Source organism: Psychrosphaera sp. 1_MG-2023, assembly GCF_030548245.1.
GTDB lineage: Bacteria > Pseudomonadota > Gammaproteobacteria > Enterobacterales > Alteromonadaceae > Psychrosphaera > Psychrosphaera algicola.
In genome coordinates, this window is record NZ_JAUORW010000001.1 from 88,237 (window position 1) to 100,741 (window position 12,505).

The following is a 12,505-nucleotide window of genomic DNA, read 5'->3' on the forward strand; positions in this document are numbered from 1 at the left end:
TTTGATGGAATAAAAACCACCCCCTACAAAACAGCAACGTGTTAAGTGTTTGAATGTTGGTTTTTCGCGCCAAATTCGGTAAGAAATAAATCTAATTTAGCACTCGGTAAAGGTCGACTGAAATAATACCCTTGGATTTCCTGGCAACCTAAATCAGACAATATTTCCATATGACTCAATTCTTCGACCCCCTCAGCAATTAACGTTAAGCCGAGGTTATTCCCTAATTCAATGACAGTACTGACAATTGCCTTGTCGTCTTTGTTTAATTCGATTTGTCGAATAAAGCTCTGGTCAATCTTGAGTTTATCTATTGGAAATTGCTTTAAATAACTTAATGAGGAATAACCCGTACCAAAATCATCAATAGACAATTTCACACCGCTATCTTTTAGCTTTTGTAACATCGCGATGGTATCTGTTTCATTGTACATAATGACGCCCTCGGTGATTTCAAGTTCTATATTTTCGGCAGGAACTTGCGTTTTTTCTAACACACCGACAACAGTGTCGTAGAAGCTAGGGTGATTAAATTGTTGAGGCGAAATATTTATCGCGACAACAATATCTTTATATCCCTGTTCGATTAACGCTGCCGCTTTGTTACAGGCATTTAATAAAATCCAATCTCCAAGTGGCACAATTAAACCGGTCTTTTCAGCCAGTGGAATAAAATCAATTGGTGGAATAAATTTATCCCTTAACTGCCAACGAATTAGGGTTTCTACGCCAATTATTTGGTTTTTTTGGATGTCCAGTTGCGGTTGGAAATACAACTCCAATTGTTGTTTTTCAATCGCTACTCTAAGGTCATTGGTTAACTCTATTTCTTTAGATATCGAATCACCTAATTGCTCTGAAAAAATAACCAATGATGAATGATCAATTTTTATAGCTGAATCTAAGGCGATAGTCGCAGATTTTACGATGGTTTGTGCTTCCGACGCGTGTTCTGGAAAACACGTAAAACCAAAGTCCAATTCTAGATTGACCGTATTTTCAAAGGAAAACGTTTCTATAATTTTTTCTAATTTATTAACTAAATTGGCAATTTCCCTATTACAAATATCTGACTGAACAACAACGGAAAATTGTTTATCTGAGGTACGGTATAACGTATGAGGGACGTCTTGCAGTAGTGTCTTTAATTCTTTGTTCAGCAGCAAAGCAAGTTGTACTATGATTTCGCTGGTCTGTTGAAGACCTAAGCGGGTGATCAAGTGGCTGTAGTGTCTGACTTCAACTAAACCGACGACACTGTTTTTGTCAATTTCACACACCTTTTCTAAGTCAGCTAAAAATTGGTTTTTGTTAAATAGCCCAGTTTCCATGTCGTGAAAAGCTTGGTAATGCATTTGTGCTTCAGCCCGTTTTTTCAGGGTGATGTCTAAAATATGCAAATCCCAATTTTCTAAATCACTTAACCAATGTAAATTGCATTCAAGTGTACTGTCACCAATTTCTACTTCAAATTTATCTTGTTGGTCGTGGTTTGTGCACACCTTACTTTTAGTTTCTTTGAGTGGTATTGCGATAACTTCTTTAAACTCGTCTATATCAATCTTTAAATTAGTTAATAATCGTAACATCGCCGGGTTGGTATATTTAACTTCATTTGTTACATCAATGGACAGAATTGCATTTGGGTTTCTTTCTGGAAACAATGCAAGTCTTCTGTTTCTAACCGAAACCATAATTGACGTTCTAATTGCACGGCCTACAAAATAAGCGATAAGGATGATCATAACGCTGTATGCCAGTACGATTTGGTTGGTTGTATCTAAACTTTGCTTAGTATTGTTATATTGTTTGACGATACGTTCATTGGTGCTTTCGGTTATTTTGGCTATGACAGGTTTGATTTGAATACGGTACATGGCCAATATTTCTAAATGGGTGCGCGCTAAGTCCCACATTTTGCTGTCGGATGCATCACCAAGTTGCATGTTATCGTCAAATTCGGAAGCAAGTTTTATAGTTTCTAATTGGATTAAACTCAGTTGATTTATATATTCTAATCCGACACCAACTTTGGCTAATTCGACTAAATCTGAGGACACCTTATCCGCAGTTGCGTTAAAGTTAGTTTGGTATACTTCACGATTTTGATTTGCATAATATTCGTTTAGATAAAGCTCCTGCTCTATAAATAACGAATTTAGATTTTGTAAACGCTCAAACACTTTAATTTCATGGTCGACAAGCAGTAGGGCATTTTGTTTGATATTTTGAGTGGAGTTATAAACAATACCGGAAAGAATAGTTCCTAATAATATGATGACACCATAAATTAAACCTGCATTACGTTTTAGGATTGCACTATTTAATTCCAAACTAACCCACCTTGTTTATGTATATACATACGATTAACTAGACCGAAGTAAACTGAAAAATGTTTCAGCTTACGTCGACAATTGAAAAGTATAAACCATATTTGGTGATTGTATAACGTTATTATGTAGTTGAAATTATTGAATGTTTCCTTTTTGCTAACGGTGCAACGATAATCAATAAAATCAAAGCGTAAGCCATTTGCCAAGACAAACTAAAAGCCAGTGTGAAACAGACGATAATACTGATAGACGCGAGCCAGAAGTACTTTTTAGGTAATAATTTAAACGCAGCAAACATTGAAGTTAAATAAATCACGACAAAAACACCATTGCAGAGTCCGACTAACACCGCTAAATCTAGTTTAAATAAATGGGATACCGTTAACACCAAGGCCATTAAAAGCACGATATGGCGCAGGGCAATATGAGCTGTACCAGATGAATTCTTTTGTTGATAAAGCGGTGGCAATACTCCGTTATGACTGAAGCTCCACATTAATTTACTGCAACTAGCCGTATATACATTAACGGTGGCAAGACCGCCTGCAATCCCTAAAAAGCAGATCACGATATTTCCATAGCCACCTAGCAACGTATCAAATATATCCACCATCGCTAAGGTTGATTGTGAACTTACATGGGCAACTAAAAAGGTACAGGCGATGTAAATCACACCAACTAATAGGGTTCCAAGTACAATCGCTGGGACTAAATCTTTTTTGGGGTCTTTAAATTCCGACGACATGTGAGCCATGGCTTCTATTCCTAAAAAGCTCCAAAACGCCAATGCTGCTGCGCTAAACATGGTACTTATTGGTTTAGTATCCGTTATAAGAGCGGGCGTTATGTTGTTTACTGTATCAGCAGACAGGAAATACGCTAAGCACAAGATCCCTACCAAAGCGGATATTGTTAATGTTAGGCCCAATTGAATAGTCGCGGATAAACTTACGCCGCGTATATTTAGTAAGTATATGATTAATAAAAAGAGGTACTGAACCATCAATCCTGAAATGTCACTCAATTCCAATAGTGTATCAACAAATTGGAATGTCATAATCAGCGCAGCAGGGGCGCCTAGCGGTACAACCAATAAAAAAATGAGTCCAATAGAACGACCAACAACTTTTCCAAAAGCAAGTTCGCAAAAATTAGCAGGTCCTCCGGCATGTGGGAATTGCCCCGACAACTTTGCAAAAACAAGTGCTATGGGGAGAATAAACAAAGTTAAAAATGTCCATGACCAAATCGCATTGACCCCTGCGATTTCAATTGTCATTTCCGGTAGTATAAAAACACTTGTTCCTAATAGTGTCGTAGCGAGTAATCCAGCTCCCTGCCATACACCTAATGTTCCTGCGTGACTCATCGTTGTTCCAACATCATTATTGAATTTGAGTAAAGTATAAGGGAGTTTACTTTTACATATCGACGTAAATTAACAACAAAAAACTAATTTGACCGTCAATTTGCAGGCATAATGCAATTTTCCCATCAATTTGAAGGTAAATATGGATAAGTTTGATCAACACATAATTGAAATGCTCCGGTTAAACGCCCGGGCGAGTATTTCGTCTATTGCTGAACAAGTCAGTTTGTCGCGTTCATCGGTCACTGAGCGGATCAAAAAACTTGAACATCGTAATATAATCAAAGGTTATCAAGTGCTATTGACCGAATCTCAAAAAGACGGCGTTAGTGTTTATTTTGAAATCCAACATCAATGTGCAAGGTGTTCAGAAGTCATCCCAGAAATTAAAAAAATTCCGGAAGTTGTGACATGTCATGGCATAACAGGTGATATGGATTTATTGGTTTTTGTGAGGGCAAATTCAATGCAACGAATCCATGAAATAAGAGAGTCGTTAGATGCAACAAATGACATAGTAAAAATAAAAACCCACGTTGTTATGAGTGAATGGATCTAATCGTTATTGTTTTTAAAGGGCGAATGTTTAATTTGACCAAATTTTGTCTAACACTAAGATTTTATTGACATACAATTGTTGTGACTCATGGTCATTTTAAAATGTGACCTATGGTCATATCCCTAATTGGGGAGGGAAAAAGCGTTTTTTTTAAATGCTTAAAAAATATCGCATATTTATCAAAATGCCGATGGAACTTTCGCGTTAAATTAGTTACTAATAGGTTCACCTTTTTATATTCCAAAACACTGTTTATGCAGTTTTTAGGGGAATCAACCTGCAAAAATTGTTGTTCGCCGAAAGGGATGAAATTAGTTTTCAACTTTGAATATCTAATTTGGCAGAATAAAAAATGAGTCAGATTGACACAAAAAAAACGGAAGAGAAATTTAGTGAAACAGAGTTATATTAGGTTATTGACAGTTGTTGTACTGAGTAGCGTGACGGCAAGTTGTGCGACCAATAACAATATAAGCATAAAGCAGGATCAAATTACTGTCCCTGAAATGTGGCAAAACCCATCGTCAAATGCGGTTGTCTCAGCTCAAAAAGTGTCAGTGCACGACGTTATTGACAAAAACTTGATTGAGTTTATTCAAGTTGCAGTAACGCAAAATCCTGAGTTAAAACAACTTAGCTTCGAATTAGAAGCGGCAAAACATCGCGTAACGGCAAGTGGAGCGACATTATGGCCTTCACTCGATTTAAATTTGCAGAGCAGTGTACGTCAGGCAAACGAAAATGCTGATGTTGTTGACAATGCAAGTTTAAACCTTGCACTTAAATACGAAGTTGATATTTGGGGCAAATTGTCTGCGGCTGATCAACAAATCAATCTCAACTTCTTGAAGTTGCAAACTCAACATAAAGATAGAATTAATACTTTAGTTGCTGAGGTGATGACAACCTACTTTGCGATTGTAGAAGCAAAGCAACAGTTGGAGCTTAATAAGCTTCGATTGGAGAATACCCAAAATAATTTGGCAATAATAGAAACCGGTTATGAACAAGGATTGAATGACGCTCTGGACGTGTACTTAACTCGCAATGATTTGGCAAATGAGCAGGCAAATATTTCAGCCCAAACTCAAACGCTCGAAAATCTAGTTAGGCAATTTAAAACATTGATTGGAACCTACCCTGACAACCAGTTTGATTATCAAGATTTGGCGTTAGATATTTTACCTCTTGACGCGCTTTCCAACACACCTTCAGATGTTGTAAAGAACCACCCTAAATTGCGCGCTGCGTGGCAAGGGCTGTTATCGTCGAATGCGGCGGTTGCATTTGCTCATAAACAACGATTTCCGTCATTTTCGCTGTCGTTAAGTGTGGGTAGTGAAGGTACGGATCTCGGCAAAGCATTAACTGAGTTTGACTTAGGTTGGTCTTTTATAGGCAATATCGCGGCTCCACTTTTTAATGCGGGACGTTTAAAAGCGAACGAAAATGCGGCTATATCGAATTTGCAGGCACTAGAACAAAGCTACATTAGTGTTTTTTTAAGTACCTTTGAAACCATTGAAAGGCTAAAGGCAAATCAAACAAATCTGCAGGCACAACTTAATGCAAATAAAATTGCCGAGCAAAATGCTGTTGCAGCAGAAGAACTTTCTTTTGAGCAGTACTTAAAAGGTCTCGTTAACTACGCCACCGTTTTAACATCACAAACACGGGCATTTAACGCACAGAGTTCGGTTATTAGACTGCAATATCAATTACTACAAAATCAAATTAATTTATTCACTGCGTTAGGCGGCGATTTTCAAGCATTATATGAACAAGGCAATGTCACATTATGAGTAACATAAATTCATTAAACTCGACCTCAAAGCTAAAGAAAAAGCTTACAGCAATCGTAATTATGCTGGCCGCTATCGCGTTGGCCTTTTTTATATTTTCAAACCCACCAGTAGCTAAACGCGAATTTAAAGCGCCGAAAGCCCAAATGACCGTGGATGTAAAAAACATTAAACCAGAATTGTACCAAGTCTATTTAGACAGTTTTGGTACTGTTAAGCCTCGTACTCAAAGTAAGTTAGTGGCTCAGGTATCCGGGCAAATTGATGCCATTTCGCCAAAATTTCGTGAAGGAGGATTTTTTAAGAAGGGTGATTGGTTAGTCACAATTGACGATCGAGATTATAAAGTCGACGTTAAAGTGGCTGAGGCAAGTTTATTAGATGCTCAACAACAATTGGCTGAAGAACAAGCTCGGTCAGATCAAGCACGTGCTGATTGGAAACGCATAGGGAAAGGTGGTGAGCCAAACGATTTAGTTTTGCGACTGCCTCAGCTTAAAGCTGCTGAAGCCAATGTATTGTCTGCAGAAGCTCGATTAGAAAAGGCTCAATTGGCACTTGAGCGAACCAAAGTTCATGCGCCTTATGATGGCCGTATATTAACGAAACAAGTTGATGTGGGCCAAGTTGTGTCCAACAACGCCTATTTAGCGGATATTTTTGCAAGTGATTATGTTGAAGTCAGATTGCCTATTAACAACAACGATATACCACTCATTAATCTACCTGAACAACAGCAAGAAACCGACATAATGGCGCCAGGGCAAGTACACTTTTCGAGTCGTTTTGATAATCAAGACTGGGCAGGAAAACTGGTTAGGACAGAGAGTTCTATTGACAGTAATTCGCAACAGTTATACGTGGTTGCACAAATAGACGATCCATATGTTGTTAAAGCAAATGGCATGACGTCGTTAAAAATTGGACAATATTTGACTGCGAGACTCGCTGGCAAAATATTATCAGATGTCATTGTTATCCCAAATAAAGCCATTTACCAAGGTAGCTATGTTTATGTTGTAGAAGAAGGTGTACTGAAACGTCGCGAAATTCAAATCCTATGGAAAAATTCCTCAGACGCAATTATTAATAGTGGTTTAGAAGAAGGCGATAGACTAGTGTTGACGTCACTTGGCCAAGTCAGTTCTGGAACACCTGTGACGATTAATGGTGAAGCAAAAGTGACCAAAATAAAGCCTGGAAAAAATAACTTTGAGCGCAAGTTTGACCAATTGCCGGCGAAAGCTCAGGAAAGGATCAAGCAACTTGCTGCTGAAAAAGGCGTTTCTGTTGATGAAGCAATGAAAATGCATAGACCTCGCAAAGATAAGCAGGCGACGAGCGGACAGGGAGACAAATAGATGATTGCTTGGTTTACCCGAAATCATGTAGCCGCTAATTTATTGATGATATCGATATTATTAAGTGGACTATTTTCTCTATCGAGCCGGATCCCATTGGAAATATTTCCGTCATTTGAATCCGACATTATCAGCGTTTCACTATCATTAAGAGGCGCGACCCCAGAAGATGTTGAAAAGGGCATCAGTATTCGAATTGAAGAAGCGGTACAAGATCTTGAGGGGATTAAAAAGATCACGAGTACTTCTGGAGAAAGTTCTTCAAGAGTTAATATAGAAGTAGACAATGGATATGACGCACGAGAAATGTTAGCTGACATAAAATCTCGTGTGGATGCCATTAATACATTTCCGGCTGACGCTGAAAAACCAATTATTTCAATCGCACAACGTAAACGAGACGTAATGACTGTTACGGTTGCAAGTGATTATGGTGAAGCGGAAATTCGCCAGTTTGCAGAACGAGTGCGTGACGATATATTACGTATTCCAGGGGTAACTCAATTAGATTTATCCGGGGTTCGTAATTACGAAATCGCGATTGAAATATCGCAGGACAAGTTACAACAGTATGGCTTAACACTAGGTCAAATCTCTAACTCAATCGCAAATAGTAGCCTAGATATCTCTGCGGGTAATCTGAAAACCTTAGGTGGAGACATTTTACTGCGTTCAAAAGGGCAGGCCTACCGTAAAGACGAATTTGTCAAAATAGTCGTAAAACAAAATACGGATGGCAGTATTGTTAGATTGGGTGATATTGCAAATGTTAATGATGGCTTTGAAGAATCGCCTATTAGGACACGTTTTAATGGTAAACGGGCAGCGTTTATTGATGTTTATCGTATCGGCCAACAAAGCGCAATTGAGGTTGCCGATCTTGTAAAAGAATATATAAAAGAAGAACAGTCCAACTTGCCTCAAGGTTATGAGCTAAGTTACTGGGACGACGATTCGATGATTGTTAAAAATCGTTTAACAACTTTGACAACGAGCGCACTGCAAGGTGGATTTTTAGTACTGTTGTTATTAACGTTATTTTTACGGCCTTCAATCGCTTTTTGGGTCTTTATCGGGATCCCAATTTCCTTTATGGGCGCGTTCATCTTTATGCCGTTTTTAGGCGTAACCTTGAATGTTATGAGTTTGTTTGGATTTATTCTCGTTTTGGGGATAGTAGTAGATGATGCCATTGTGACTGGTGAGAATGTCTATACCCATTTACGAAAGTCAGACTCGGGTGAACAAGCGGCAATACGAGGAACACAGGAAGTTGCAACTCCAGTTACCTTCGGTGTTTTAACAACGGTTGCGGCATTTTTACCATTGGCATTTATTGAAGGGCAGCGAGGCGCATTATTTGCACAATTACCGGCAGTTGTTATTCCGGTATTAATCTTTTCTTTAATCGAATCAAAGTTTGTTCTGCCGGCTCATTTAAAATACATTAAAATTCGGAAGAACGAAGACACTAACGGCTTGGCTCGATTTCAACAACGCTTTGCGGATGGTTTTGAAAACGCAATATTGAAGTACTATCAGCCCCTGTTAAACAAAGCTCTTAGAAATAAAGGCACGACCGTATCTTTGTTTGTTGGTGCCTTGCTAGTGGTTATTGCGTTATTAATGAGTGGTTGGACTAAATTTATATTCTTCCCACGAATTCCATCTGAAACCGTCAGAATGAACTTGTCAATGTCGACAGGAACGCCATTTGAGGTGACCGATCGTCATATTCAAAAAATATCTGATGCAGCTTATCAATTACAGCAAAAGTATGTCGAAGAAGATGGACGAAGCGTCATTATGAATATATTGGCATTTACGGGCGGCCGAGGTGGCGCGACACATCAGGGGCAAGTTCGATTTGAAATAATTCCTCCAGAAAAGCGAGAGTCGACCATAAGTTCACGAGAGTTATTAACCGAGTGGCGTAAAGAGATTGGAGAAGTCCCTGGCGCTGAAAGCATGTCATTTAGAGCGGAATTAGGACGAAGTTCTGATCCAATTGATGTGCAGTTGTCATCGACCTCAATGGAGACGTTGCAAGATGCCGCAGAAAAGGTGAAAAAACGACTCGCAACGTACCCTACGGTATTTGATATCAATGACAGTATGTCTAGCGGTAAGCAAGAGCTGCAAATCGAATTAACAGAGCAAGGAAAAGCGTTAGGGTTAACTCGAAACGATATCTCTAGACAAGTTCGTAATGCGTATTTTGGTTCTCAAGTACAACGTATTCAGCGCGGTAGAGACGATGTTCGGGTGATGGTGCGTTTACCATTGGACGAGCGACGTTCAATATCAGAATTGGAACATATCCTTATTAATACGCCAAATGGCGGCAGTGTGCCTTTGGCACACGTTGCTAAGCTCGATCCTGGCGTGAGCCCTTCATCGATTAATCGGATAGACCGTTATCGTGTGATAAATGTGACTGCGGACTTAGATAAAACCAAAGTTAATATGACAGTATTAAACGCAGACTTAAAAGACTACCTTGACGAGTTAGTGGGGCATTATCCAGGTTTGTCACACTCTTTAGAAGGCGAAGCTAAAGAACAAAGGGAGTCATTTGGATCCTTAAAATGGGCGTTAGTATTTGTTTTCTTTATTATTTATTGTCTATTGGCGATTCCGTTTAAATCTTATACGCAACCAATTGTTGTTATGAGTGTTATTCCATTTGGTGCACTTGGTGCCATGTTGGGACACTGGATTATGGGTATGGACTTATCTTTGATGAGTTTGCTTGGCATGTTGGCGCTTGTCGGGGTGGTGGTAAATGATTCATTGGTGTTGGTTGACTATATCAATAAAAAACGAGCGGAAGGCATGGCATTATATGATGCTGTTTCAACTGCGGGGGCCGCAAGGTTTAGACCGGTTATGCTTACGAGTTTAACCACATTTATCGGTTTAATGCCGTTGTTGTTTGAAAAATCAACCCAAGCACAATTTTTGATACCGATGGCGGTATCACTAGGGTTTGGTATCTTATTTGCGACGTTTATTACTTTGATGTTGGTGCCGGTCAATTACATATTACTTGACCGTGTAATCGGGTTTATCAATCCGAGCAAAAAAACAACATAGCGTAAAGCGCTGTGGGGAAAAAAATTAGCTTAAGTACGGCTTATTAGTTTCCTTATTTGTTTTAATCCATATAAATCATGCCGCTGTTGTTGATTTACCAACAACAGCGGTTATGATCGTGTCACTCTTCAACAAAAAGTGACTACCAAAAATGATCACCACCTCTGACTTCCATGATATTGAAACACCAACGGGCACAATGCGCACTTATGTGTATCGACCAAATGAAACTGGTAATTTCCCGGCTATAATTTTCTACTCTGAAATATTTCAACAAACAGCGCCGATTGCACGTACAGCAACAATTTTGGCTGGTCATGGATTTGTGGTTTTAGTGCCAGAGGTCTTTCACGAGTTAAACCCTATTGGAACCGTCTTAGGATATGACGATGAAGGAAAAGATAAAGGTAATAATGATAAATGGACTAAGCCTTTAGAAGCGCATGATAGCGATACAGTAGCGTTAATTGATTTTGCTAAATCACTAGATTATTGCACAGGAAAAGTTGGCGCAATGGGGGTATGTATTGGTGGCCATTTGGCGTTTCGAGCGGCATTAAACCCCAATATTCTGGCGGCCAGTTGTTTGTATGCGACAGATATTCATTCAGATACGCTGCCTAGCGAAAAAGACAACGATTCATTTAGTCGAACAGGCGATATCAAAGGTGAATTGCAAATGGTTTGGGGAAAACAAGACCCTCATGTCCCTGACGCCGGAAGAATGAAGATACACCAGCAACTTCTAAGTTGTGGTAATCATTTTAGTTGGACCGAATTTAATGCGCAACACGCTTTTATGCGTGATGAAGGGGAACGCTACGATCCCGTTTTGGCAATACGTGTTTACACTATGGCTGTGGAATTATTTCAAAGAACACTTAGATGATCTTTTTAAACTTTAATTTAGGCGCATAATAGAAACCCGTCTCTTCTAAAAAGAGCCTCAATAAAAACTAAATTATGATCATTTTGATAAAAATGATTGTTCAGTTGTACAGAAAGGAAATTGAATGGATTACAACATTGGTGTACCTGGCCAACCTTGGGGAAGCACTGAAAAACAACAGTGGTTTGCACAACAGACGATAAAACGTGACTATAAGCAAACGGTCATGCCGCATATAGAAAAGCTTAAAACCCATTTTGAGGTAACCCAATACGGGGCGCTGTCATACAATTCTGACCGTTACCCGTTGTTTGCAGTTAAGACAAAAAACGCTGACTCACAATTACCAACAATATTAGTTACCGGTGGGGTTCATGGGTATGAAACCAGTGGTGTAATGGGCGCGTTGAGGTTTTGTGAAACGACCATGCTGGATTATCAAAAGCATTTTAATTTTATTGTAATTCCCTGCTTAAGCCCCTGGGGATTTGAAACTATTAATCGATGGAATCCCAATGCGGACGATCCTAATCGGTCATTTTTCCCGGCTAATATTAATGACAACATATCAGTTGAAGAGTCTGGTGTATTACAAACCTATTTATCGCAAATTGATGTCAAACCTTTGGCCCATTTTGATTTACATGAAACAACAGATACTGACAATTCAGAATTTAGACCCGCCTTAGCAGCTAGGGATGCAATTGAGCAAAAATCGTGGAATATCCCAGATGGTTTCTACGGTGTTGGCGATACGTTAAAGCCTGAACCTGAGTTTCAAGCGGCTATTATTAAGTCAGTGGAAAAAGTGACGCATATTGCGCCCGCGGATAACGATGGCAAGCTCATAGGCAATGAATTAGTCCAGAAAGGCGTGATTAATTATGCGACTAAAGCGCTAGGTTTATGTGCAGGTATGACGGACGCTAAGTACGTTACAACGACCGAAGTTTATCCAGACAGTGATTTGGTTGATCCAGAAAATTGTACCATCGCACAAGTTGCAGCTATTGTAGGTGGCTTAGATTATTTAATCACCGTAATTTAAATTTGAATGCTGCATTAAACAATACATGTTTAATGGTACAACAAACAC

8 protein-coding genes are annotated in these 12,505 nt (G+C 39.1%); 6 read left to right on the forward strand and 2 right to left on the reverse strand.

What is annotated here, in order from left to right:
* Positions 1-41: 41 nt before the first annotated feature.
* Entirely contained in the window at positions 42-2,333 is a 2,292-nt protein-coding gene (locus Q4575_RS00320) for a bifunctional diguanylate cyclase/phosphodiesterase (protein WP_303520975.1), read from the reverse strand.
* Between the two features lie 121 nt (positions 2,334-2,454).
* A complete protein-coding gene (yjeH, locus tag Q4575_RS00325) occupies positions 2,455-3,702 on the reverse strand; it encodes an L-methionine/branched-chain amino acid transporter (protein WP_303520976.1) in 1,248 nt (415 codons plus the stop codon).
* A gap of 142 nt (positions 3,703-3,844) precedes the next feature.
* Here yjeH and Q4575_RS00330 point away from each other — a divergent pair, with 142 nt between their 5' ends.
* The 6 genes from Q4575_RS00330 (at position 3,845) to Q4575_RS00355 (ending at position 12,457) form a co-directional block, all read left to right on the forward strand.
* Positions 3,845-4,261 carry an Lrp/AsnC family transcriptional regulator gene (locus Q4575_RS00330; protein ID WP_303520977.1) on the forward strand — a complete coding sequence of 139 codons (417 nt, stop codon included), beginning with the start codon at positions 3,845-3,847 and terminating at the stop codon, positions 4,259-4,261.
* Positions 4,262-4,653: 392 nt separating this feature from the next.
* Positions 4,654-6,063, forward strand: coding sequence for a TolC family protein (locus Q4575_RS00335; RefSeq protein WP_303520978.1), 1,410 nt, complete (start codon positions 4,654-4,656; stop codon positions 6,061-6,063).
* On the forward strand, positions 6,060-7,424 hold the full coding sequence (locus Q4575_RS00340) for an efflux RND transporter periplasmic adaptor subunit (RefSeq protein WP_303520979.1): 1,365 nt from the start codon (positions 6,060-6,062) through the stop codon (positions 7,422-7,424). Before Q4575_RS00335 ends, Q4575_RS00340 begins: the two co-directional genes overlap by 4 nt.
* The gene (locus tag Q4575_RS00345; RefSeq protein ID WP_303520980.1) at positions 7,425-10,520 is read left to right on the forward strand and encodes an efflux RND transporter permease subunit; all 3,096 of its coding nucleotides are present in this window, start codon (positions 7,425-7,427) and stop codon (positions 10,518-10,520) included. It begins immediately after the preceding gene.
* Between the two features lie 151 nt (positions 10,521-10,671).
* Positions 10,672-11,409: a dienelactone hydrolase family protein gene (locus Q4575_RS00350; protein ID WP_303520981.1), complete on the forward strand. Its 738-nt coding sequence runs from the start codon at positions 10,672-10,674 to the stop codon at positions 11,407-11,409.
* 124 nt (positions 11,410-11,533) lie between these two features.
* On the forward strand, positions 11,534-12,457 hold the full coding sequence (locus tag Q4575_RS00355) for a M14 family metallocarboxypeptidase (protein WP_303520982.1): 924 nt from the start codon (positions 11,534-11,536) through the stop codon (positions 12,455-12,457).
* The last annotated feature ends 48 nt before the right edge of the window (positions 12,458-12,505 follow it).

What these genes read in the sequence shown, in the direction of transcription:
- yjeH (WP_303520976.1), bottom strand. Translation starts at nt 3,702, where the DNA reads ATGAGTCACGCAGGAACATTAGGTGTATGGCAGGGAGCTGGATTACTC.
- Q4575_RS00330 (WP_303520977.1), top strand. Translation starts at nt 3,845, where the DNA reads ATGGATAAGTTTGATCAACACATAATTGAAATGCTCCGGTTAAACGCC.
- Q4575_RS00340 (WP_303520979.1), top strand. Translation starts at nt 6,060, where the DNA reads ATGAGTAACATAAATTCATTAAACTCGACCTCAAAGCTAAAGAAAAAG.
- Q4575_RS00345 (WP_303520980.1), top strand. Translation starts at nt 7,425, where the DNA reads ATGATTGCTTGGTTTACCCGAAATCATGTAGCCGCTAATTTATTGATG.
- Q4575_RS00350 (WP_303520981.1), top strand. Translation starts at nt 10,672, where the DNA reads ATGATCACCACCTCTGACTTCCATGATATTGAAACACCAACGGGCACA.
- Q4575_RS00355 (WP_303520982.1), top strand. Translation starts at nt 11,534, where the DNA reads ATGGATTACAACATTGGTGTACCTGGCCAACCTTGGGGAAGCACTGAA.